The sequence below is a fragment of the Streptomyces sp. NPDC107471 genome, from assembly GCF_055582845.1.
On the sequence record NZ_JBVJPC010000005.1, the window covers coordinates 261,458 to 284,862 of the forward strand.

The following is a 23,405-nucleotide window of genomic DNA, read 5'->3' on the forward strand; positions in this document are numbered from 1 at the left end:
CCCGCTTCACCCTTCGGCTTGCCGGTAAATGATGGTGGTACTGCCCACGACGATCCGCGAGCCGTCGCGGAGCGTAGCGCGGGTGGTGTGCTGCCCGTCCACCACGATGCCGTTGGTGGACCCGAGATCCTGGATCGTCGAGGGCGTTCCGGTCCGGATCTCGCAGTGCCGGCGCGAGACGCCGGGGTCGTCGATCCGCACGTCGGCCTCGGTGCTGCGGCCCAGCACCAGCGTGGCGCGGGAGATCTGGTGGCGGGTGCCGTTGATCTCGATCCAGTGGCGGGTGCGGGAGCCCGGCGCGGGCGCGCCGACCGGGCCGCCGGCCGGGCGGGGAGCCTGGGCGGGCTGCGGGTAGCCGTAGCCGCCGCGGCCGGGTGGCGGGGCGGCCGGCATGGGCGGGGCGCCCGCCGGAGCGGCCGGCGGGTAGCCGTAGCCACCGGGTGCCGGTGCGCCGGGCCGGCCGGCCGGGGCCGAGGTTCCGGGGGCCTGCTGGTTCGTGGAGGAGGCGAGCGTACGGCTGCGCACCCGGTACAGACCGGTGTCGAGGTCGTCCGCCTTCTCCAGGTTGACCTTGATCGGGCCCATGAAGGTGTAGCGCTGCTGCTTGGCGTAGTCGCTCACCATGCCGGCGAGCTCGTCGCCGAGCTGGCCCGAGTAGGGGCTGAGCCGCTCGAAGTCCGGCGTGCTCAGCTCCACGATGAAGTCGTTGGGCACGACCGTGCGGTCGCGGTTCCAGATGGTCGCGTTGTTGTCGCACTCCCGCTGGAGCGCCCCCGCGATCTCCACGGGCTGGACCTCGGACTTGAACACCTTGGCGAAGGTGCCGTTGACCAGACCTTCGAGACGCTGCTCGAACTTCTTCAGGACTCCCATGAGGCACCTCCTCCGTCCTTGCCGCCCTGGGTACTGCGCCGGCTGCTGCTTACCTGGTACTGCTTACTGATCGTATCCACGCGCCGGTGAATCGGCTGGTTCCCCCTGTCGGCACGGTCGACGGGTGTCGACGCCTCCGAAGTTCCCTGCGGAGCCCCACTTCGAACTCCGCTGTCGAACTCCTCTGTCAAGGATCGTAGAGGCGGCCGCAGACCAGTGTCCCGCACCTGACTGTGGACCCCTACCTGCTCCTGGGGAGACGGGCGTTACCGGTACGAGGTTGATACGTGGACCGGCACCGGCCGGCACCTGGCCCGGCGGCACCCCGGATCGGCGGCCCGCCACCGAAGCCGCTGGTGGGCGGCTGCCCCCGGACAACGGATGTGAACCCACCCTCGCCAGCGTGCTAATGTTCTGCGTGTCGGAAGGCGCCGGACCGCAAGGCGAGGAGCCCGAGGACACACCCAATGCGCGGGTGGCGGAATAGGCAGACGCGCTGGATTCAGGTTCCAGTGCCCGAAAGGGCGTGGGGGTTCAACTCCCCCCTCGCGCACCACTGGAAGCCCCTCAGGTCCTGGACCTGAGGGGCTTCTCGTTGTTCCGGTGGGCTCCCGGGTGGTGGCACGGCTCACGCTGTGAGGTCTCTCTCACTTGATCGCGGACAGGGGTGGCGAGCGCTGCTCGGCGGCGCGCTGCCGTCCGGTTCGCTGGCATCAAGCTGCACCCCCGCACCAGGTCATCGCCCGTGGCGCCGGCCACCTGCGCGGCGGGTGGGGCGGCGGGGGCGTGCGGAGGGGAGAGCTCCGGCGCGGTGGGCGGGCGTAGCGCCAGGTCAGTCGGTTCCGAACGCGGTACGGGATTTCGGGGGCGGAAACCGGCGGCATGGGTTCCGCTGTCAGCACCTTGCCAGCGCAGCTCCCTGCATTGCTTTTCTGTGGTGGTGCGTGTTGTTCCTCGGTGAAGATTCAGTTGTCGGCAGGACGGGGAAATCCGGTCGACGGAATCGCAAGAAATTAAATTCTTGATTTCCGAGGGGGAAATACTTCATGCGTGACAACCTGCTGCGTGCCGTCGTCGCCACCCTGGTTCTTTCGGTCACCGTCGTGCTGGGCGGTGCGAGCGTCTCGGCGGCCGCTCCGCAGGACCCGATCTGGGGCTCGGCGACCTTGACGACGGACAGCCCGGACGAGGACCCCATCTGGGGATGAGCTGGTCCCCGTCGGGGGATGGAAGTCGGCCAACCGTGGCCGAAAGGGTCCGCTTCTTCGAAGCGGGCCCTTTGTTACTGTGCGGTCACCCTGTGAGTCGTCACATTTTCGTTGCCAATCATTTTCTGCATAAACATAATGATCGGCGGCACCTTGTGATCACTGGGGGAGGAGCACAGATGCTGGAGCCGCTCGGGCTGCCGTCCCATGTGTCCGAGATCTACCGGTCGCTGCTCAGACAGCCGGCCTCCGTGGAGGAGCTCGTGTCCTCCCTCGGGTGGCGCCCGGAGCGGGTGCGCTCCGCGCTGGACGAATGCGTGCGGCTCAATCTCGTAAAACCCTCGTGGGGCGCCCCGGAAAACCTTCGTGCGGTCAGTCCTGAGGTGGCTCTGCAGGCCCTGATGACGCGTCGGGAAAACGAACTCCTGGAACGCCAGAAAGAATTGGGCGAGGCGCGGACGGAAGTCGCGCGATTCATCGACGACCACAACGCGGCGCAGCAGGATCTGCGGGGCTCGGTCATCGAGCGGCTCAACGGGCTCGAGGAGATACGTTCCCGCATCGAGGAGCTCACGCAGAAGTGCGAGGCCGAGCTGCTGACGTTCGCGGCCGGCGGACCCCAGACCGCGGAGAGCCGGCAGGCGAGCCGGCCGCTCTGCGAGGACCTCGCGGGACGCGGGGTGGCGATGCGCAGCGTGTACCTCGACAGCGTGCACAACGATCCGGCGACCGTGGAGCACCTGCGGTGGCTGCACTCGCACGGGGACGAGGTGCGCACGACCGCGTCGCTGCCCTCACGGATGCTGATCTTCGACCGCGCGCACGCCGTGCTGCCGACGGACCCCGACGACTCCGCGGCGGGGGCGCTGGTGCTGCACGGGCGGGGCGTGCTGGTCGCGTTGGGCGAGCTGTTCGAGCGCGTGTGGGAGAACGCGCTGCCCTTCACCCGGGGCCGGCCGCAGCACCGGGAGCGCGGCGAGGGGGAGCTGACCTCGCAGGAGCAGGCGGTGCTGCGGCTGCTCGGGGAAGGGCTCACGGACGAGGTCGTCGCGCGAAAGCTCGGGGTCTCGGTGCGGACGGGGCGGCGGATCACCGCGGAGCTGATGAGCCGGCTGGGGGCGCGGAGCCGGTTCCAGGCGGGGTTGCGGGCCGCGCAGTTGGGATGGCTGGCGGGGGCGGAGGAGGAGTGACCGGCGCCCGGGGTCTCGTGGTGTCGCCGGGCGGGCGCGGGTCCGCCGGGGCCTGCCGCGCCCCGCGGCGGAGCCGCCCGAGGACACAGCCCCGGGCCGCCGGGGGCGCGTGCAGGGACCGTATAGGGGCCGTATAGCGGGCGATCTCAGTCTTGGGGCGTCAGAGGGCGGGGCCACCGGGCTCCGGCAGTGACGTACTCAGGGAGTCGAGATGAGCAACGTGAGCCTGACGGACGGGCTGGACGCCGAGCGGAAGCAGGAGATCAAGGAGATCGTCTGCGACATCCTCGAGATCGACGAGGACGAGGTCACCGAGGTCAGCCTCTTCAAGGAGGAGCACGACGCGGACTCGCTGCGGGCCATCGAGATCCTCGCCGCCCTGGAGCGGACGCAGCGCGTGACCATCGACCAGGCCGAGCTCAGCCGCATGGTCAACCTGGAGGGTGTGTACGCGGTGGTGGCCGAAGCCGCCCGGCGCTGACGCCTCCTTCCGACCGTCAGACGGGTGAGCTGCGATGAATGCTTCGATCAGCACGGACACACAGGCCTCCGGCCGCCGGGTCGTCATCACCGGACTCGGGGTGGTCACCAGCATCGGCATCGGCGTCGAGGCCTTCACCGCCGGACTCCGTGACGGGCGCAGCGGCGTCAAGCCGATCACCGCGTTCGACACGACCGGCTTCGCGCACGCCAACGGCTGCGAGGTCACCGACTTCGAGCCGGAGCGCTGGATCGTGCGGCAGCACCCCGAGGAGCTGGGCCGCGCGAGCCAGTTCTCGGTGGCCGCCGCGCGGATGGCGGTCGAGGACGCGGGCCTGACCGAGGAGGACGTACGGGCGCGCCGCTCCCTGGTGTCCGTGGGCACCACGGACGGCGAGTCCCGCGACCTCGACCAGCTCGTCGGGACGAGCATGGACGGCGGGCCCGACGCGTACGACCCGACCGTCGCCCGGCGCATCCCCGCGGGACGGCTGTCCGCGGGCATCGTGCGCGAGCTGGGCCTGACGGACGTGGAGGCCGTGACGATCCCGACCGCGTGCGCGGCGGGCAACTACGCGGTCGGCTACGGCTACGACGCCCTGCGCAGCGGCGACGTCGACATCGCCCTGTGCGGTGGCGCGGACGCGGCCTGCCGCAAGACGTTCACCGGGTTCTACCGGCTCGGCACCGTCGCCCCCGAGGTGTGCCGGCCCTTCGACAAGGACCGCGAGGGCATCCTCACCGGGGAGGGCGCCGGCATCCTGCTCATGGAGAGCCTGGAGTCGGCACTGGCCCGCGGGGCGCGGATCTACGCCGAGGTGCTCGGCTACGGGCTCGCCTGCGACGCCCTGCACCCGGTCGCCCCGGACCAGGGCAGCATCGCGCGGACCATCGAGATCGCCCACCGCAACGCGGGCGTGACCCCGGACCAGGTCGACTTCGTCTCCGCGCACGGCACCGGGACGAAGGCCAACGACATCACCGAGGCTGGCGCCATCCGCCAGGTGTTCGGCGAGGACGCCATGCCGCGCACCGTCTCCATCAAGTCGATGATCGGGCACAGCATGGGCGCGGCCAGCGCCGTCTCCGCGGCGGCCTGCGCGCTCGCGATCACCGAGGGCTTCATCCCGCCGACGATCAACCACCGGGAGACCGACCCCGAGTGCGCGGTCGACTGCGTGCCCAACGAGGCCGTCGAGGCGGAGCTGACCGTCGTCCAGAACAACGCGCTGGCCTTCGGCGGCAACAACGCCGTCCTCATCCTCGGCGCGTACCGCGACCACCGGAGCGCGGCATGAGCTGGATCGTGACCGGGATGGGGGCCGTCGCCAGCATCGGCGGCAGTGTCGAGGAGATCTTCGACTCGCTTGTCGCGGGGCGCAGCGGGCTCGGACCGCTGCGCGGCTACGACCGGGAGAAGTTCCGGGCGCAGGTGGCCTACGAGATCGACGACCGGCCGGCGCCGGGCGTCGACGAGCCGCTGCGGGCGACCCGTTGGCTGGAACAGGCGGTCGCCGCGGCCGCCGCGGACGCCGGGCTCGGGGACGACCTGTCCTCGGTGCCGGTGCTGGTCGGCACGACCCTCAGGGAACTGCGCTCCGTCGAGCTGTCCTGGCGCGACGGGGTCCCCTTCGACGCGGCCGACCTGCACTTCGGCACCATGCTGCGCCGGCGCTTCGGTGCCGCCGACACCCACACCGTCGCCAACGCCTGCTCGGCCTCGCTGTACGCGCTGGCGATGGGCGCCGACCTGCTGGAGACGGGCGCGGCGCAGACCGTGGTGGTGGCCGGCGTCGACACCATCACCGAGAGCACCTACGGGCTGCTCGACCGCTGCTACCCCGAAGCGCCCGACCGGGTGAGGCCGTTCGACCGGGCCCGGCGGGGGATGCTCCAGGGCGAGGGCGCGGTGGCCGTCGTGCTGCGCAGGGAGGCGGACGGACCGGGTCCGGCCGACCGGGTGCACGCCCGGGTGCGCGGGGTCGCGGTCAACTGCGACGCCTACCACCCCTCGGCGCCGGACGCGAAGAGCATCGCCGCCGCCGTGCAGGAGGCGCACCGGCGGGCCGGCGTACGGCCCGCCGACATCGACCTCGTCATGCTGCACGGCACGGGCACACCGCTGAACGACGAGGCCGAGTCGACCGCGCTGGGCTCGGTCTTCGCGGGCCTGGACGTCTCCCCGTACATGACGGCCATCAAGTCGATGACCGGGCACACCGCCGGGGCCTCCGGGCTGCACAGCCTGGTCGCGGCGGTGGACGTGCTGCGCACAGGGACGGTCCCGCCGACCGTGCACCTCGACGACCCCGTGGAGGCCGTGGCCGGGTTCCGGCTGGTGCGGGGGGCGGCGGAGCGGCCGGCCGGGCCGATGCGGCTCGCGCAGATCGACTCCTTCGGGTTCGGCGGGCTCAACGCGGTCGCCGTCGTCGAGAGCATGGGGGTGGGTGATGAGTGACGTCGCCACGGCGGACGCCGTGATCACCGGACTGGGCAGTGCGGTACGCGGGCTCGACGGGCCCGCGGGGCTGCTCGACGCGCTGCCCGACGGGCACCGTACGGCGGCCGACCCCGTCGACCGGCTGACCGGGCGCGGGCTGCGGTACAAGGACCGGGCCACCAAGCTCGCCATGGTGGCGGCCCGGGACGCGCTGCGGGCGGCCGGCCTGGTCGACGAGTCCGGCGACCTGACGGTGCCGGGCGAGAGCGTCGGGGTCAGCGCCAGCACCAACTACGGCAACGCCGACACCGTCTGCGAGACCGTGCGGACCATCGACGAGTCCACCTACCTGGGCACCAGCCCGATGATGCTGCCCGCCACCTCCAGCAACGTGGTGGCCTCCTGGGTCGCCATCACGCACGGGCTGCGCGGCGCCAACGTGACCCTGTGCAACGGGCCCACCTCCGGGCTCGACGCCGTCAACTGGGCCCGGCTGCTCGTCGTCTCGGGGCGGGTCGAGCGGATGCTCGTGGTGGGCGTGGAGCCGGACAACCCGGCGGTGCGCCATGTCACGGGGGTCGCGGAGGGGCGTGCGGACGGGGTGCCCGAACTGTTCGACGGGGCGGTGGCCCTGGTCGTGGAGTCGGGGGCGTCGGCCGCGGCGCGGGGCGTACGGGCACTGGCCGTGCTCGGACCGTACGCGCGTCGGGGACGGCATGCACAGGCGGTGGCCGAGGTACGCCGGCGCCGGCCCGGGCCCGTGGGGCTGTGGTGCGTGCCCGAGCATCCGGAAGGGGTGCGGGCGCCCGCGGCGGGGCTGGGGGCGGGGGTCGGCAGTGCGGTGCCCGTGCATGACCTGGCCGCTCTGTACGGGCCTTCTTCCGGGGCGCTGGGGGTTCTTCAGTGTGCCGCGGGGGTGGCGTGGCTGAGCGGGCGGTCGGACGAGATGGTGCTTGCCAGTGCGGGGACCGGGGACGCGGGGGGCGATGACGCGAGTGCGGCGTTGCTCCTTGCGGGGGCCGGGGGTGCGGTGTGACGGCCTCGGCTTCGGGGTTCCCACCCGCACCACCCGTGTTGCTTTCGTCGTCGGGTGCGGGTGGCCCCCGCGGGGGTTCCTCGCCGTCGGCGGCTTCCCCGGTTCGGATGCGGCGGGCGGCGCTCGAAGGCGGTGATCCCGTGCGGGTCCTGCTGCTGCACGGGCTCGCCGGGAGCACCTCCCAGTGGGCGGCGTACGCGGAGCTCGCCGACGACGCGGTCGAGGTGTGGGACGCGGTGCTGCCCTGGGGTGCCGAGGGCGACCCGGGGTGGAGCATCGACGGGGAGCCCGGCCGGTACGTGGAGCGGGCTCTGGACGCCGTGCCCGGCGGGGCGGACGTGGTCGTCGTGCACTCCTTCACCGCGGGGCCGGCACTCGAGGTGCTCGCCCGGCGCGGGGACGTCCGGGCCGCGGTCGTCGTCGCCCCCTTCCACCGGCGCTCCCCCGACGCCTTCACCTGGGACGACGCCCAGTACTACCTGAACGGCTTCCACCGGATCCTCGAAGAGGGCCTGCGGATCGGCGCGGGCGACCGCGTCCCGCCCGAGCTGCGTGCCGCGATGGCGCTCAGGGTGCGGGAGCGGATCGGGCCGTACGGCTGGCAGCAGTTCTTCGGCGCCTACCTGCGCAGCCCCGGGCTAGACGTCGACGCGCTGCGACTGCCCGTGCTCGTGGTGGCCGGCGCCGACGACTTCGCGGCCCCGCCCGACGACGCCCGGGCCCTGGCCGCCGCCCTGCCCGACGGCCGGCTGCGGCTGTTCGACGACTGCGGCCACTTCGCGATGGCGGAGCGGCCGCGGGACTTCGCCGACGCCGTGCACGAGCTGCTGCACGAGGTCCTTCCCGAGCGGGTCGCATCGCCCGGCGGCACCCGCGCGGTCCCGGCCACCTCCTGACACCGCGCCGGACCGGCACCACCTTCCTTCACCTGTACGAGCGTTCAGTTCCTCCTGCCCATCCCTACTGACGGAGTCGACGTGACCACCACGCACACCGCTGACATCGAGACCGCGGTCCTCGCCCTGAAGGAGCCCAGCTCCCTGGAGATCCGGCCCCGTTACGAGGGCTCCAACATCTGCACCTGGATCGGCTTCAAGCACGTCAACTACCTCGTCGAGGAAGCCGTGCTGAACCATCTGCGCCAGGCCGGTCTCGCGCCCGGCACGGTCTACGAGGTCTACGGCCTGTGCACGGACATCGTCGACATCGACACCCGCATCCTGCACGCCTTCCACATCGACGACACGGCCGTCGCCGAGGTGAAGCCGCACCGCAAGGCCAAGGACGGCGAACTGCTCTTCGCCGTCACCCTGCACGTGCGGCGCGAGACGCTGCTCAAGGCCGTCACCTCCACCGTGCGCGTCCAACTGCGTCTCGACCCGCGCGGCGGCGGCGAGCTGCCCGTGCCGGCCGCGCTCGCGCCGTTCGCGGTGGACCGGCTGGCCGCCGAGCCGGGCTGGACGCCGGAGCCGGTCGAGGCCGACCTCGCCGCCGACGACCTGGTCAAGGAGCTGACGGCCGGGAGGAACGCGTACGCCTGGAAGTTCCGCATCCCCTACTGGTACTGCCACTTCACCGAGCGCCAGCAGATGTCCGGCTACCTGCGGCTGATGGAGGAGGCCAAGGACCGGCTCGTCGCCGACCGCGGGGTCTCCATCAAGACGCTGCTGGACGAGCAGAACTGGATCCCGGTCGTGCCGCACTCGCGGATCACCGTCCTCGACGAGGCGCGCATGGAGGAGGACCTGTACGTCGTCCTCACCGTCGAGAGCGTCTTCAAGGGGTTCACCTACGACTCCCGCATGGACACGTACGTCGTGCGGGACGGGGAACTGGTGCAGACCGCCACCGGACGGATCACCCACGGGTACGCCGTCATCGAGAACCGGCGCGACTGGTCGCTGGTCTCCTTCGACGACCGCATGAACGCGGCCCTGGAGGGCCGGACGGCATGAACGCCGAGGCCGAGGCCGTGGTCACCGGGGTCGGCGCCGTCACCTGCCACGGTGTGGGCGCGGACGAGCTGTGGCGGGCCATGACGGCGGCCGGGACCCGTCTGCCGGACCGGCCGGCGGACCCGCTCGCCCTCATGGACCTGCCGCTGATCAACCTGGTGCCCGACCTCGGCCCGTCCGGCCCCGACCAGCCGGGCCTCGACCTGGCGTCCGAGCGGGCGACGCGGTTCGCCTCGCTCGCCGCCGCCGAGGCGCTGGCCGACGCGGGGCTGGACGCCGGCGCCCTGGACACGGTGCGCGGCGCCGTCGTGCTCGGGAGCTGCATGGGCGAGCCCGGGGTGAACGAGCGGGGCCGGGGCGGCGGGCCTTGGCAGCCGCCGTTCCGGCTCGCCGCCGCCCTCGCGGGTGAACTGGGCCTGTTCGGTACGGCGATCGACGTCGCCAACGCCTGCGCCGCCGGCGGATACGCCCTCGGCGTCGCGGTGGACATGATCCGCGCCGGGGAGGCCGACGTGGTGATCGCGGGCGGCTCCGACGCCTACTCACGGGTCGCCCTCGGGTGCTTCAACCGGCTCGGGGCGGTCGACCCCGAACGCTGCCGGCCCTTCGAGAGCGACCGGGCCGGGACGGTCTTCGCCGAGGGCGCGGGCGTGCTGGTCGTGGAGTCGGCCGCGCACGCCCGGGCCCGCGGGGCGCTGGACGCCGGTGCCGGGCGGGTGCTGAGCCTGTCCGGGGTCGGCTGGAGCTGTGACGGCGACCATCCGACCGCGCCCCGGGAGGACGGCGAGGAGATCGTGCGGGCGATGCGGCGGGCGCTGGGCGAACCGCCGTACGACGTGGGGTGCGTGGTGCCGCACGGGACCGGTACGCGGCTCAACGACGTGTTGGAGAGCCGGTTGCTGCGGCGGGTGCTGGGCACCGGCCGGGTGCCGCTGTACAGCCTCAAGGGGCTGCTCGGGCACGCGGGCGGGGCGTCGGCGGCGCTCGGGGTGGTGGCCGGGGCGCTGATCCTGCGCCACGGGGAGGTGCCCGGGAACGTGCCGCTCAAGGAGCAGGACCCGGAGTGCGAGGTGTGGCTCCCGGAGGACTCCGTGCCCCTCGGGGTGCGCCGGGTGCTGGTGAACGCGTACGGGTTCGGGGGGAACAACGCGTCGGTGGTGCTGGGGGCTGTGGCCTCGGCTTCGCCGTCGGCCCTCTCGTTCCCACCCGCACCACCCGTCTCGGAATCGTCGTCGGGTGCGGGTGGCGGAGGTTCGCCGGCTGCGGGTGTCGGTGGTGCGTCTGCCGGAGGGGATTCGGGCTCGTCGTTCTCGGGAGGCTTCGATGGGTGACGTCGCTGTTACCGGGGTCGGGGTGGTTTCTCCCTGGGGGGACGAGGCCGGGGTCGCTGCCGGGTACGGCGGGCTGCCTGCCGACGGGGCCTGGTTCGATCACCGGGCGAGGCTCGGGGCGCGGGGGTACAAGTACCTTCCCGCCGCCGCCCAGTACGTGCTCGCCGCCGCTCGGGCCGCCGTCGCCGACGGGGACTGGGGCGCGGGTGTGCCCGCCGACCGCCGGGGGCTGCTGCTCGCCACGAACGCCGGGCTCGCCGGCGCCTACGACGCGATGGACGCCACCGTGGCCGAGCAGGGAGCCGACCGCGTCTCCCCCGCACTCGCGCCCTACTTCGCGGTCAACGTGCTCGGCAACCGGCTCGCCGCCGAACTCTCCCTGCACGGTTTCGCGCTGACCGTCGCCACGGCCCGTACGGCCGCGCTGGACGCCCTGTCCACGGGGACCTCGGCGCTGGCCGCCGGCCGGTGCGAGGCGCTGCTGCTGGCCGCGACGGAGGAACCGGTGCCGGCCTCGCGGGGCGGGGGCGGGGAGCAGGGGGCGGCCGTACTCGCCCTGGAGCCGTTCGCCGCGGCCCGCGCCCGCGGCGCCACCGTGCACGCCACGCTGCGGTCCCGCTCGGTGTTCCTGCCCCCGGGGGCGCTGGACCGTGGGGAGGGCCGGGAACGGGCCGCTCGGGTGCTGGACCGGGTGCTCCGTGAACTTCACGAACCCGTTCCGGGGGCGCCGGTGCCGCAGGTGCACCTCGATCTCGACACCTCCCCGGTCTCCGAGGCCGTCGCCGGGGCGCTCGCCGGGCTGCGGACGCGGGCGGCGGCCGAGCCGGACGAGCTGCCCCCGCGGCGGACCGGATGCCTGGGCCCCGCTCTCGCGCTCGCGCACGCCGTGACCGCGCGGGACGGCGGGGAACGGCTCGTCGTCAGTGCCACCGGGGCGGGCCAGCTCGCGTTCGTCCGGGTCTGTCCCGTACCGGACCGTCTCACACAGGAGTTGCAGCATGCTGAAGTCGCTTGAGGGGAGCTGGTGCCTGGTTCTGGGGGCGTCCAGCGGGATCGGACGGGCCATCGCGCTCGGGCTGGCCGACGAGGGCGTCCATGTCACCGGGGTGCACTTCGACACCGCCGCGCGCGCCGACGAGGTCGCCGGACTGGTCGAGGACATCCGCGGCAAGGGCGTCGAGGCGCGGTTCTTCAACGCCAACGCCGCCTCCAGGGCGGCCCGGGCCGAGATCCTGCCCGAGCTCGCCGAACTGACCGGGGCCACCGGGGGGATCCGCATCCTCGTCCACTCGCTGGCCTTCGGATCGCTGGTGCCGTTCCTGCCGCGGGAGGGGTGGGAGAAGCGGATCAGCGGACGGCAGATCGAGATGACGCTCGACGTCATGGCGCACAGCCTCGTCCACTGGACGCAGGACCTGGTCGCGGCGAACCTCCTGCGCGGCGGATCCAAGGTGTACGCCATGACCAGCGCCGGGACCTCCCAGCACCTGCCCAGCTACGGGGCGGTGTCGGCGGCCAAGAGCGCCCTGGAGTCCCATGTGCGCCAGCTCGCCTGCGAGTTGGCCACCAGCGGGATCGCCGTGAACGCGTTGCGGGCGGGCACCACCGTCACTCCCGCGCTGCGGCGGATCCCGGAGCACGCCGGGTACATCGAGCGGGCCGCCGAGAACAACCCGCACGGCCGGCTGACCCGGCCCGAGGACGTCGCGGACGCGGTCGCGCTGCTGTCCCGCACCGAGTCCTCGTGGCTGACCGGCAACACCATCGGCGTCGACGGGGCGGAGCTGCACGCCGCCGCGGGGGCGTGGGGCTGAGAGAGCCGGTCCGACCCACCGGGTCCCGCGGGATCCGCCGTACGTCACCTGCCAACTTCCGCGTACTTACTACGACTTCAGGAGCAGACAGCTATGAGTGTCAGTCTTGCCACCGGGGCGGACCCGGACACCCTGGTCGTCTCCGGCTGGTCCGTGGCGTCGCCGTACGGTCTCGGCGCCGAGGCCTTCGCCGAGGGCGTGCGGGGCCTGCGGGACGCGGTGCGTCCCGGCGACGAGGAGTCCGACCTCGGACCGTACGAACGGGCCGGGCGGATCCCGGACTTCGACGTGCGCGCGATCCTCGGGCGCAAGGGGACCCGGGCGATGGACCGGGCCACCGGGCTGGCCGTGGCCACCGCCGGGATGCTGCTGGAGCAGGCCGGGGCCGGCCTCGCCGACGAGGTGCCCGAGGCCGTGGGCATGGTGCTGGGCACCGGGCACGGCAGTGTGCAGTCGATCATGGACTTCACGCGGGACTCGCTGACCGGGGAGAAGCCCTTCCACGTCGATCCCGCGCTGTTCCCCAACACCGTGATGAACCGCGCCGCCGGGCAGAGCGCCATCTGGCACACCCTGCGCGGGCCCAACACCACCGTGTCCGGTGGGGCGTTGACCGGGCTGCTCGCGCTCAGTTACGCGGCGCGGCTGCTGCGGCGCCGGCACTGCGAGGCGGTGCTGTGCGGGGCCGTGGAGGAGTTCTCCCGGGAGCGGGCCTGGCTGGAGTACCGGGCCCGCAGCGGCGGCCCGCAGCGGCAGCCGGTCGGACCGCTCGGGGAGGGGTGCGCGCTGTTCCTGCTGGAGTCGGCCGGGCGGGCGCGCACCTACGGACGCACCGAGCTGGCCTCGCTGCTCGGCTCCCGGTTCATCGCCTTCCCCGACCCCGAGGGGGCCGACGAGGCCGTGGCCCGGGCCGTGCGGGAGGCGCTGAAGGAGGCCGACGTCCGGGTCGAGGACGTGGGACTGCTGGTGCCGTCCGACGGGGGCGGGGTGCTCGGGGCCCGGGAGGACGCCGCGCTCGCCGGGATCTTCGGGGAGCACCGGCCGCCCCGGCTGCGGTTGCGGCGGCTGGTCGGGGATCTGGGGGCGGCGAGTGCGTCCCTTCAGGTCGCCGGGGCGGTCGCTGCCGGCGGCCCGGGTGAGATCGCGCTGGTGACCTCGGTGGACGTGGACGGGCAGGCGGGGGCGGTCGTGCTGCGGGTGGGGTCGCCGTGACCCCGGCCTCGACGCGGGTGGGGTCGCCGTGACCCCGGCCTCGGCTCCACCGTCCGTGTCCCCGCCCGCACCACCCCCGTCCGGGACGGACTCCCCGTCGGCGGCCCCGGGTTCGTCCCTCTTCTTCCGGCGTTCCGCCCGTCGGCTGCGTCGGAGCTTTGTCCGGTTCGTCTGTGCTCATCATCAGGAAGGACGTGTGTACGTCATGAGCGACACCACCATCGCCACCTCCGTGCTCGACAAGGAGCAACTGCGGGATCTGGTCGCCGATGTCCTCGACCTGGACGTCGCCGAGGTCACCGACGAGGCGCACTTCGTCGACGACCTCGACGTGGACTCGTTGATGGCGCTCGAGATCACCGTGCGGCTGGAGAAGGAGTACGGCGTCAAGCTCCAGGAGACCGAGCTCGCCGCCATCACCTCGCTGCGCGGGACCTACGAGCTGCTCGACCGCAAGCTGCGGGACGCGCAGTGAGCGCCGCGACGCCGCTCGGCGACCTCGACCTGATCCGCAGCGGGCCCGCCGGGGCCGTCACCGCCTTCGACGCCCCGGTGGACGGGCCCGTCGTGGACGGCCACTACCCCGGATTCCCCGTCCTGCCCGGCGTCTTCCTCATCGAGGCCGCCGACCGCACGGTCCGCCAGTGGGCGCACGGCAACGTGCCGGCCCGCGAGGGGGCCGAGGGCGGCGAGGTCGACCTCGTCGCGATGGACCGCTGCCGGTTCCACCGGCCGGTGTTCCCGGGCGACCGGGTGCTGGCCGACGTGACCGTCACCGACAACGCGGCCGGTCTGCTGTTCAGGGCCGCCGTCGCCACCAACCGCGGCAAGGTCGCCGACATCCGGCTCCGCTACCGCGTCAGGGACGGCCACGACCAGGAGGCCCAGGAAGCCGAGGGCGCCGCGTGACCGGGGACGAGTACGGCGTCGGCCGTATCAAGAACACCATCCCGCACCGCGGGGAACTGCTGCTCGTCGACCGGGTCCGGCGAATCGTGCCCGGGCAGAGCCTCACCGCCCTCAAGGCCGTCTCCGGCAACGAGCCCTGCTACGCCCCGCTGGGCCAGGACGCCGCCCCGGCCGACTACGCCTACCCGGCCTCCCTGGTCGTGGAGTCCTGGGCGCAGTCCGCGGTGCTGCTCTCCGTGTGGGAGGCGCCCAACCCGGACGTGCTGGCCGGGAAGGTCGAACTCGCGGGCTCCATCAACGAGGTGACCTTCGGGGCGCGCGCCTACCCCGGGGACGTCCTGGAGCACCGGGTGCGGATGGTCAAGGCCGTGGACGAGACGGCGATCCTCGCCGGGGAGACGTACGTCGGCAGCCGTGAGGTGCTGCGGATCGGGGCGTTCGTCGTGGCGCTGCGGGACGTCACCGAGCTGGCGCCGGCGCCCGGGCGCGCGCTGCTGACCGTATGAGACAGCCAGAGGGAGACGACGGAATGTCCGTACAGACAGAGAGCCGGCGCGTCGCGCTCGTCACCGGGGGGTCGCGCGGGATCGGGCGGGCGGTCGTCGAGCGGCTCGCCCGCGACGGTCACGACATCGGGTTCTGCTACCGCTCCGACGAACAGTCCGCGGCCGTCGTGGAGAAGGAGGTGCGGGAGCTGGGGCGGCAGGTGTTCGCGTGCCGGGTGGACGTGGCCGACGCCGCCCAGGTCCGGGAGTTCGTGCAGCGGGCCGAGGACACCCTGGGCCCGGCGACGGCCGCGGTCACCTCGGCCGGGATCACCCGGGACAGCCCGCTGGTGCTGATGCCGGACGAGGACTGGGACGCGGTCGTGCGCACCAACCTCGACGGCACCTACCACCTGTGCCGCGCGGTGGCCTTCCCGATGGTCAAGCGGGGCGGCGGAGCCGTCGTCACGCTCTCCTCGGTGGCCGGGGTCGCGGGCAACGCGGGCCAGACCAACTACTCGGCGTCCAAGGCGGGGATCATCGGCTTCACCCGCTCCTTCGCCAAGGAGGCCGGGCGGCACGGCATCCGCGCCAACGCGGTCGCGCCCGGCTTCATCGACACCGACATGACCTCCGTGCTGCCGCCGAAGAAGGCCAAGGAGATGCAGGGCCGGATCCCGCTCAAGCGGTTCGGGTCACCGCAGGACGTCGCCTCGCTGGTGTCCTTCCTGGTCTCCGAGGAGGCGTCGTACATCACGGGCCAGGTCTTCCAGGTGGACGGCGGCATCTCGCTGTGAGCGCCGCCGCCCGCCGGAGGCGCAGGCCCCCGCGCTTCTACTTCTCGCTGCGCAGCCCCTACTCGTGGCTGGCGTACCGGGATCTGCTGGCGCACCATCCGCGGACGGCGGCCGCCCTGGAGTGGGTGCCGTTCTTCGAGCCCGACGAGCTGAGCGCGAAGATGCTCGCCGAGGCCGGCGGGGCCTTCCCGTACACGCCGATGTCGGCGGAGAAGCACCGTTACATCCTCCAGGACGTACGGCGGTTGGCGGCCGGGCGCGGGCTCTCCTTCACCTGGCCGGTGGACCGCGACCCGGTGTGGGAGGTGCCGCACCTCGGCTATCTGGCCGCGGCGCGGCACGGCCGGGGCCCCGAGTACATCGCGCTGGCCGCCCGGGCCCGCTGGGAGCTGGGGCAGGACGTCTGCGACCGGCGGACGATCGCCGGCTTCGGTGCGGAGCTCGGTCTGGACGGAGAGGAGCTGGCATGCGCCTCGGACGATCCGGAGCTGCGCGCCGAGGGGGTACGGGTGCTGCTGGACATCCAGCGTGACGGTGTCTTCGGCGTCCCCTTCTTCGTCGACCATTACGACAAGTACTGGGGGGTCGACCGGCTCCCCGCCTTCGTCGCCGCGCTCACGGCGAAGGACCCCCGGCTCGCGAGCGACTCGGGCGACTCGAGCGGCTCGAGCGGCTCCCGGCTCGCGCCGGACCTTCCGCTCGCGCCGGAACCGAGTGAGCCCGCCCCCCTCGACGGCGCCGGAGTGCGCGTCGACGACGGGCACGCGGGCGGATGCGGCTGAGCCACCCCCCGGCCCGCCGCATCACCCCCCACGGCCGCCGTACGGCACCCCGCCCCCCTGAGGTGCCTGCGGCGGCCGTCGGCGTCCACCGGAGGCCGCGTACCGCACCAAAGGCCACATATAGGTGCCGCATAGTGCGCCCCGGTTGGCTGAAGTCCAGACCGCTGCTGTGCGAGCGCGGCCCGACGGGCCGCAGAGGGTGAGTAGTTGGGGTGACCGACTTCGAGAGCTTCGTCGGCGCGCTGCGCCGCAGGGCCGAGCACCGGCCCGCGCACAGCGCCGTCCGCTTCCGCACCGGACCGGAGGTGGAGGAGCTGGCGTACGGGGAGCTGGACCGCCGGGCCCGGGCCGCCGCCCAGTGGCTCGCGACCCGGGTGGCCCCCGGCGACCGGGTCCTGGTGTCCTGCGGCCCCGGCACCGGTTTCCTGCGCGCCTTCCTGGCCTGCCTCTACGCCGGCGCGGTGCCCGTGCCGGTGCCGCTGCCCGGCGGTTTCGGGCGGCAGGAGTCGCGGACCACCGCGATCGCCGCCGACACCGGGGCCCGCCTGGTGCTGACCGACGGCCCGGGACTGACCGCCGTGCACCGCTGGCTGGAGGCCGAGCGGGCGGACCTGCCCGGGCTCATGGCGGTGGAGGTGGAGTCGGCCGAGCACGCCGGGGACGCCGACGCCTGGCGCGAACCGCCCGTGGCCCCGGGCACCTTGTGCTTCCTCCAGTACACCTCCGGCTCCACCAGCGACCCGAAGGGCGTGATGGTGCCGCACGGGGCGCTCGTCCACAACCTGGGGATGATGCGCGACCGGCACGGCTGGCACGGCGACATGACCTGGTGCAGTTGGCTGCCCGCCCACCACGACATGGGGCTCATCGCGATGATGCTGGCCCCGCTGTACCTGGGCGGCACGGCGGTGCTGATGTCGCCCACCGAGTTCCTCAAGCGCCCGGTGTCCTGGCTGCGGCTCATCGACGAGTACGGCGCCGAGGTCAGTTGCGCCCCCAACTTCGCCTACGACCTCTGCGCGCGCCGCCTGACCGAGGAGCAGACCGCCGGCCTCGACCTGTCGCGCTGGCGCTACGCCTGCAACGGCGCCGAACCGGTCGACGCGGCCACCCTCGCCCGGTTCGCCGAGCGCTTCGCGGACGCGGGCTTCGCGGCGCGCGCCCTCCTGCCCGGCTACGGCCTCGCCGAGGCCACCCTCTACGTCTCCGGCACCCTCGCCGACGAGCCGCCCGCGGTGCTGTCCGCCGACGCCGGCGCCCTGGCCCGGGACGAGCTCGTGGCGGCCCAGGAGGGCGCCGCACGCCAGGAGTTGGCCGGCAGCGGTGTCGTGGACGGGCTCGACGTGCGGATCGTGGACCCGGCGGGCAGGGCCGAGCTGGCCGAGGGGCGGGTCGGGGAGATCTGGATCCGCGGCGAGAGCGTCGCCCTCGGGTACTGGAACCGGCCCGAGGAGACCGAGCGGACCTTCGGCGCGCTCACGGCCGACGGCAGGGGGCCCTTCCTGCGCACCGGCGACCTGGGGGCCTTCCGGGACGGACAGCTCTACGTCACCGGCCGCCTCAAGGAAATGATCATCGTGCACGGCCGGAACCTGTATCCGCACGACATCGAGCGTGAACTGCGCGACTTGGACACCGCCTTCGCCGACCGGCCGACGGCGGTCTTCGCCTCCCGGCCCGGGGGCGCGGGAGCCGAGGAGATCGTCGCGGTCCAGGAGGTGCGCGGACGCGGCCGTACGGCGGACGAGCTGGCCGCCCTCGCCCGCACCGCCCGCGCCCGTCTCGCCCGGCGGCTCGGGGTGCGGGTCGGCGGTGTGGTGCTGGTCAAGCCGGGCCGCGTGCAGCGCACGACCAGCGGGAAGATCCGGCGGGCCCGGATGCGGGAGCTGTTCGAGGCCGGTGAACTGACCGCGCTGCACGAGGAGTTGTCCCCTGAGCTCACCCGGTCCTTCCGGACCGAATGGGATCCGCACGGCTTCGCCCGGGAACTGGAGGAACGGCTCGGTGACCCCCGTGACGAGCGGCGGGTGTTCTCCTACCGCCGGGTCGCGGAGTGGGACCGGGCCGAGGAGTTCCCGGCCGAGGTGTGCCGGGAGCTGGACGCGCTCGGGGTGCCCCGCTCCTTCGTGCCGGCCGAGCACGGGGGCGGGCTGCGCAGCGGCGAGGAGCTGCTCCAGCTCATCCGCACGCTGTCCCGGCGCGACTTCACCTCCGCCCTCGCGCACGCCAAGACGTACCTGGGCGCGATCTCGGTGTGGGTGGCGGGACGCGAGGAGCAGGCCCGGGCACTGGCCGAACGGGTGAACCAGGGAGCGGTCGTCTCGCTCGCGCTCACCGAGCACGCCCACGGCAGCGACCTGCTGGCCGGTGAGCTGCGCGCCGAGCGCACGGCGGCCGGCTGGCGGCTCGACGGCCGCAAGTGGCTCATCAACAACGCCACCCGCGCCGACCTGGTGTGCGTCCTGGCCCGCACCAGGCCGGAGGGCGGCACCCGCGGCTTCAGCCTCTTTCTGGTGGACAAGTCCGCCCTCGCCGGGCGCAGTTGGCGTCCGCTGCCGCAGGTGCCCACCCACGGGGTGCGCGGGGCCGACATCAGCGGCATCGCCTTCGACGGCGCCGAGGTCCCCGCCGACGCGCTGATCGGCGGCGAGGGCGAGGGCCTGGAGATCATCCTCAAGGGCTTCCAGATCACCCGTACGCTCTGCTCGGCGATGTCCCTGGGCATGACGGACCACGCCCTGCGCATCGCCGCCGACTTCGCCCGCTCCCACCGCCTGTACCGGCGCCCGCTCGCCGAACTCCCGCACGCCGCCCGCACCCTGGCCGAGTCCTACGCCGACCTGCTGGCCATGGAGGCGGCCGCCCTGGTGGCGACCCGCTCCGCGCACACCCTGACCGGGGAGCAGAGCGCGGTGTCGGCGGTGGCGAAGTACCTGGTGCCCACGCTGGGCGACGAGGTGATCGGGGCGCTGCGCTCGCTGCTGGGCGCCCGCGCGATGCTGACCCGGGACTTCGCCGACGGGGCGTTCCAGAAGCTGGAGCGGGACCACCGGATCGTCGGGATCTTCGACGGCAGCACGGCCGTCAACCTCAACTCCCTGATCAACCAGTTCCCGGTGCTGTGCCGGGGCTGGCGCGGCCGGCTCGCCGACCTCGACGCGGTGGCGGTGGCCGCCCGGCTGGACGGTCCCGCGCCCGCGCTGGACCACGGCCGGCTGAGCCTGTACGCGCGGTCCGGGTCCAGTGTCGTGCAGTCGCTGCCCGAGGCCGTCGAGCGCGTCGCGCGGGCCGCGCCGGCCGGGGTCGCCGAGCGGGCCCGGACGCTGCTCGCCCTCGCGGAGGAACTGCACGCCGAGATGGCCGCGCTGCGGCACAGCGCACGGGCCGTACCGGAGTCGGCGTTCGTCGCCGCCCGCCGCTACGCCCTGGTGTACGCGGGAGCGGCGAGCCTGCACCTGTGGCTGGAGAACACCGGCACCCCGCGGGCCCGCGGACCGCTGTGGACGGACGCGGCCTGGCTGGACGCGGTCCTGGCCCGCCTGCTGCACCGGCTCACCGGCGCGCCCGACCTGGACGACACGGACGGACCTGCCCTGGACGCCCTGCTCCCGGCCCTGGACGCCCAGACCGGACAGGGTCTGCTGTTCTCGCTGTTCCCGTGCCGCCTGGCCGAGACCCCCAAGGAGGAAGCGGCATGACGGACCTGCTGACGTCGGGACGGGTGCCCGGTGATGCGAAGGGTGCCCCGGCCGGGGACTTCCGCGCCGACCCCGCCCTGGAGCGCATCGCCTCCCTGGAGGCCCTTCTCGGTGACCCCGACGACCCCGCCAACCCGCTGGGCCTGAGCGCCGTGCTCGACGCCGACGAGCGGGGGGAGCTGCTCGCGGCCGGGGAGGCGGCGCTCGCCTCGTTCGGGCTGGGGGCCGAGTTCGTGCCGGTGGAGTTCGGCGGGCGCCTCGCACGGGCCGACCGGTTCGCCCTGCTCATGCGGAGCCTGTTCCGGCGGGACGCCTCCCTCGCGATCGGGCACGGGGTGACCAGCTTCATCGCCGGACTGCCGGTGTGGGCGGACGGCTCCGACGAGCAGCGGCGCCGGGTGGCGGACCTGCTGTGCGGCGGCGGCCGGGTGGTCGCCGCCTACACCGAACTCGACCACGGCAGCGACTTCGCCCGGATCGCGCTCACCGCCCGGCCCGCGCCCGGCGGCGGCTACCTCCTCGACGGCGGGAAACAGCTCGTCAACAACATCGGCCGGGCTGAGGCCGCGGTCCTGTTCGCCCGGACCGACGAACGCCCCGGCAGCCGCGGCCACTCCCATCTCCTCGTCGGCCTCGACACGCCGGCCGTCGACCGCACCGCCCGCTACCCCACCTCCGGGGTGCGCGGCTGCCTGCTGGGCGGCGCCGACTTCACCGCCGCCCACGCCCCCGCCGACGCCCTGCTCGGCGAGGAGGGCGGAGCCATGGAGACCGTACTGAAGGTCTTCCAGGTCACGCGCTGCGTGCTGCCCGGGATGGTCGTCGGCGTCGGCGACCGGCAACTGCGCACCGTGCTCTCCTTCGCCGGGGAGCGACGGCTGTACGGCGCTCCCGTCAGCGCCCTGCCGCTCGCCCGCGCCACCCTCACCGGCGCCTTCGTCGACCTGCTGGTCTGCGACGCGCTCGCCATGGTCGCCGCGCGCACCCTGCACCTGGCGCCCGAGGAGGCGAGCGTGCGGTCGGCGGCGGTGAAGTACCTGGTGCCGAAGCTGCTCCAGGACAGCTCCTACCGGCTCGGGGTCCTGCTGGGCGCCCGCAGCTACGTGCGCGAGGGGCCGTACGCCGGGTTCCAGAAGACGGCCCGGGACCTGCCCGTCGTCGCGCTCGCCCACGCGAGCGGGGCGGTGTGCCTGTCGAACATCGTGCCGCAGTTGCCCCGGCTCGCCGACCGCGCCTGGCGCCCGGCGGCGAACGGCCCGCGGCAGCCGTACGACGCCTCGCTGTTCCGGCTCCACGACCCGCTGCCCGCCCTCGACCTCGGCCGTCTGGAGCTGACCGCGCGCGGTGCGGACGGACTGGCCGCGCTGCTGCCCGAATTCGCCGAGGACCTCGCGGGACGCGGCCCCGAGTACGCCGAACTCGCGGCGCTGGCAGCGGAGTTCACCGTCCACCTCGCCGACCTCGCGGACCGGGCCACGGCCCTGCCGCCGCAGGACCGCACCCCGCTCGCCGGCCGCCGTGCCTTCCTGCTCGCCGAGCGGTACGTCCTCCTCCTCGCGGCCGCCGCCTGCCTGGGCGTGTGGCGCGCGGCCGCCGAGGACCCCGCGGGCGACCCGTTCCTCGCCGACCCGTGCTGGGCCGGTGCCGCGCTGCACCGGCTCGCCGAACGGCTCGGCCCGCGCCGCGCCCCGCTGTCCGAGGCCGCCGTGGACGCGCTCTTCACGGAGCTGTCCGCACGGCACGAGGCCGGACGCACCTTCGACCTTTTCCGCACCCGGCTCGCCACGGACGGCGGGCCCGCCAAGGGAGTTGACTCATGACCGAAACCACCGCCGCCCCCGTCGCGCCGCAGGACATCCGCGCCTGGCTCGTCGACCGGGTCGCCTACTACCTGGAGCGCAACCCCGCCGACGTCGACGAGGGCACCCAGCTCGCCGAGATGGGCCTCGACTCGGTGTACGCGCTCACCCTGTGCGGCGACGTGGAGGACCACTTCGGACTGGTGGTGGAGCCCACGCTGGCCTGGGACCACCCGACGATCGACGCGATCACCGCGCACCTGGCGGCGGAGCTGCGGCAGTCACCGGGGGAGGTGCCGCGCTAGGTCGTCGTTCGGCCGCGGCCTCGTCGTGGCCGGTCGCGCCCACGCGGCGGAGCCGCATATGTCACCGCCCCGCGCCCCTTCGGGCGCTTACGCCCTGGAGGGGCCCGTGCCTGAGAAAACCTATCCCGGAATCCTGTCCACCGTAGGCAACACCCCGCTCGTCGAACTGGCGCGACTGCTCCCGGAGTTCGGCTCCCGCGTGTTCGGGAAGGTCGAGCGGTTCAACCCCGGCGGCAGCATCAAGGACCGCTCCGCCCTCGGCATGCTGCTCGCCGCGATCCGGGCCGGCGAGGTGGAACCCGGCCGGTCCGTGATCGTCGAGTCCAGCTCCGGCAACCTGGCCGTCGGGCTCGCGCAGATCTGCCGCTACTTCGGACTGCGCTTCATCTGCGTGGTCGACGGCAAGACCACCGAGCAGAACCTCGCCATCCTGCGGGCCTTCCGCGCCGAGGTCGAGGTCGTCACCGAACGCGACGAGCTGACCGGCGAGTACCTGCCGGTCCGGCTGCGCCGGGTGCGGGAGCTGGTGGCCCGGATCCCCGGCGCGTACTGGCCCAACCAGTACGCCAGCCCGCTCAACCCCAAGGCCCACGAGACCACCATGCGGGAGATCGCGGACAGCCTCGACGGGAAGGTCGACTACCTGTTCTGCCCGGTCAGCACCTTCGGGACGCTGCGCGGCTGCCGCGACCACATCCGCGAGCGCGGTCTCGCCACCAAGGTGGTCGCCGTCGACGCGCTGGGCAGCGCGATCTTCGGCCTGGAGTCCACCCAGCGGCTCATCCCCGGTCACGGCGCCTCCGTGGTGCCGCCGCTCGCCGACCCGGCCTACGCCGACGAGGTGGTGCACATCTCCGACCTGGAGTGCGTGGTGGCCTGCCGCCGGCTCATCGCCCGGGAGGCGGTGCTCGCGGGCGGTTCCTCCGGGGCCGCGGTGGCCGCGCTGTGGAAGATCCGGCACCGCGTCCCGGAGGGCTCGAACTGCGTCCTCATGTTCCCCGACGGGGGCGACCGCTACCTCGACACCATCTACTCCGACACGTGGGTGCGCGAGAACTTCGGCGACGTCTCCCACCTGTGGAAGGACTGAC

At 73.5% G+C, this 23,405-nt stretch carries 22 protein-coding genes and 1 tRNA gene; 22 read left to right on the forward strand and 1 reads right to left on the reverse strand.

The features are described from left to right. Positions 1–6: 6 nt before the first annotated feature. Entirely contained in the window at positions 7–873 is an 867-nt protein-coding gene (locus ACZ66S_RS18665) for an FhaA domain-containing protein (RefSeq protein ID WP_469902598.1), read from the reverse strand. A gap of 469 nt (positions 874–1,342) precedes the next feature. On the opposite strand from ACZ66S_RS18665, the gene ACZ66S_RS18670 reads away from it, so the two are divergent. The 22 genes from ACZ66S_RS18670 (at position 1,343) to sbnA (ending at position 23,404) form a co-directional block, all read left to right on the forward strand. After that, a tRNA-Leu gene (locus ACZ66S_RS18670) sits at positions 1,343–1,429 on the forward strand. Between the two features lie 490 nt (positions 1,430–1,919). Beyond that, a complete protein-coding gene (locus ACZ66S_RS18675) occupies positions 1,920–2,081 on the forward strand; it encodes a hypothetical protein (RefSeq protein ID WP_469902599.1) in 162 nt (53 codons plus the stop codon). Between the two features lie 179 nt (positions 2,082–2,260). Then, a complete protein-coding gene (locus ACZ66S_RS18680) occupies positions 2,261–3,271 on the forward strand; it encodes a helix-turn-helix transcriptional regulator (RefSeq protein WP_469902600.1) in 1,011 nt (336 codons plus the stop codon). Between the two features lie 211 nt (positions 3,272–3,482). Beyond that, positions 3,483–3,752, forward strand: coding sequence for an acyl carrier protein (locus tag ACZ66S_RS18685; protein ID WP_469902601.1), 270 nt, complete (start codon positions 3,483–3,485; stop codon positions 3,750–3,752). 34 nt (positions 3,753–3,786) lie between these two features. Beyond that, a complete protein-coding gene (locus tag ACZ66S_RS18690; protein WP_469902602.1) occupies positions 3,787–5,049 on the forward strand; it encodes a beta-ketoacyl-[acyl-carrier-protein] synthase family protein in 1,263 nt (420 codons plus the stop codon). After that, positions 5,046–6,209: a beta-ketoacyl synthase N-terminal-like domain-containing protein gene (locus tag ACZ66S_RS18695; protein WP_469902603.1), complete on the forward strand. Its 1,164-nt coding sequence runs from the start codon at positions 5,046–5,048 to the stop codon at positions 6,207–6,209. Before ACZ66S_RS18690 ends, ACZ66S_RS18695 begins: the two co-directional genes overlap by 4 nt. Further along, on the forward strand, positions 6,202–7,227 hold the full coding sequence (locus ACZ66S_RS18700) for a beta-ketoacyl synthase N-terminal-like domain-containing protein (protein ID WP_469902604.1): 1,026 nt from the start codon (positions 6,202–6,204) through the stop codon (positions 7,225–7,227). Before ACZ66S_RS18695 ends, ACZ66S_RS18700 begins: the two co-directional genes overlap by 8 nt. Before the next feature lie 140 nt (positions 7,228–7,367). Beyond that, positions 7,368–8,123, forward strand: coding sequence for an alpha/beta fold hydrolase (locus tag ACZ66S_RS18705; protein ID WP_469902605.1), 756 nt, complete (start codon positions 7,368–7,370; stop codon positions 8,121–8,123). 81 nt (positions 8,124–8,204) lie between these two features. Next, positions 8,205–9,182: an acyl-CoA thioesterase gene (locus ACZ66S_RS18710; RefSeq protein ID WP_469902606.1), complete on the forward strand. Its 978-nt coding sequence runs from the start codon at positions 8,205–8,207 to the stop codon at positions 9,180–9,182. Further along, positions 9,179–10,513, forward strand: coding sequence for a beta-ketoacyl-[acyl-carrier-protein] synthase family protein (locus tag ACZ66S_RS18715; RefSeq protein ID WP_469902607.1), 1,335 nt, complete (start codon positions 9,179–9,181; stop codon positions 10,511–10,513). Before ACZ66S_RS18710 ends, ACZ66S_RS18715 begins: the two co-directional genes overlap by 4 nt. 22 nt (positions 10,514–10,535) lie before the next feature. Continuing rightward, positions 10,536–11,528 (forward strand): beta-ketoacyl synthase N-terminal-like domain-containing protein, encoded by a 993-nt coding sequence (locus tag ACZ66S_RS18720; RefSeq protein ID WP_469902608.1) that lies wholly within the window; start codon positions 10,536–10,538, stop codon positions 11,526–11,528. Then, positions 11,512–12,327: an SDR family oxidoreductase gene (locus ACZ66S_RS18725; RefSeq protein ID WP_469902609.1), complete on the forward strand. Its 816-nt coding sequence runs from the start codon at positions 11,512–11,514 to the stop codon at positions 12,325–12,327. Before ACZ66S_RS18720 ends, ACZ66S_RS18725 begins: the two co-directional genes overlap by 17 nt. Before the next feature lie 93 nt (positions 12,328–12,420). Further along, a complete protein-coding gene (locus tag ACZ66S_RS18730) occupies positions 12,421–13,539 on the forward strand; it encodes a beta-ketoacyl synthase N-terminal-like domain-containing protein (protein ID WP_469902610.1) in 1,119 nt (372 codons plus the stop codon). Positions 13,540–13,744: 205 nt separating this feature from the next. Beyond that, complete coding sequence (locus tag ACZ66S_RS18735; protein ID WP_469902611.1) at positions 13,745–14,014, forward strand: acyl carrier protein; 270 nt, start codon at positions 13,745–13,747, stop codon at positions 14,012–14,014. Beyond that, on the forward strand, positions 14,011–14,448 hold the full coding sequence (locus tag ACZ66S_RS18740) for a 3-hydroxyacyl-ACP dehydratase FabZ family protein (protein ID WP_469902612.1): 438 nt from the start codon (positions 14,011–14,013) through the stop codon (positions 14,446–14,448). Before ACZ66S_RS18735 ends, ACZ66S_RS18740 begins: the two co-directional genes overlap by 4 nt. Then, positions 14,445–14,954: a 3-hydroxyacyl-ACP dehydratase FabZ family protein gene (locus tag ACZ66S_RS18745; protein ID WP_469902613.1), complete on the forward strand. Its 510-nt coding sequence runs from the start codon at positions 14,445–14,447 to the stop codon at positions 14,952–14,954. Before ACZ66S_RS18740 ends, ACZ66S_RS18745 begins: the two co-directional genes overlap by 4 nt. 23 nt (positions 14,955–14,977) lie before the next feature. After that, the gene (gene fabG / locus ACZ66S_RS18750; protein ID WP_469902614.1) at positions 14,978–15,730 is read left to right on the forward strand and encodes a 3-oxoacyl-[acyl-carrier-protein] reductase; all 753 of its coding nucleotides are present in this window, start codon (positions 14,978–14,980) and stop codon (positions 15,728–15,730) included. Continuing rightward, on the forward strand, positions 15,727–16,512 hold the full coding sequence (locus tag ACZ66S_RS18755) for a DsbA family protein (protein ID WP_469902615.1): 786 nt from the start codon (positions 15,727–15,729) through the stop codon (positions 16,510–16,512). Before fabG ends, ACZ66S_RS18755 begins: the two co-directional genes overlap by 4 nt. Before the next feature lie 212 nt (positions 16,513–16,724). Beyond that, a complete protein-coding gene (locus ACZ66S_RS18760; protein WP_469902616.1) occupies positions 16,725–20,210 on the forward strand; it encodes an AMP-binding protein in 3,486 nt (1,161 codons plus the stop codon). Beyond that, entirely contained in the window at positions 20,207–22,030 is a 1,824-nt protein-coding gene (locus tag ACZ66S_RS18765) for an acyl-CoA dehydrogenase family protein (RefSeq protein ID WP_469902617.1), read from the forward strand. The genes ACZ66S_RS18760 and ACZ66S_RS18765 overlap by 4 nt, the downstream gene beginning before the upstream one ends. Continuing rightward, the gene (locus ACZ66S_RS18770) at positions 22,027–22,314 is read left to right on the forward strand and encodes an acyl carrier protein (RefSeq protein WP_469902618.1); all 288 of its coding nucleotides are present in this window, start codon (positions 22,027–22,029) and stop codon (positions 22,312–22,314) included. Before ACZ66S_RS18765 ends, ACZ66S_RS18770 begins: the two co-directional genes overlap by 4 nt. A gap of 106 nt (positions 22,315–22,420) precedes the next feature. Next, on the forward strand, positions 22,421–23,404 hold the full coding sequence (sbnA, locus tag ACZ66S_RS18775) for a 2,3-diaminopropionate biosynthesis protein SbnA (RefSeq protein ID WP_469902619.1): 984 nt from the start codon (positions 22,421–22,423) through the stop codon (positions 23,402–23,404). Position 23,405 lies beyond the last annotated feature (1 nt).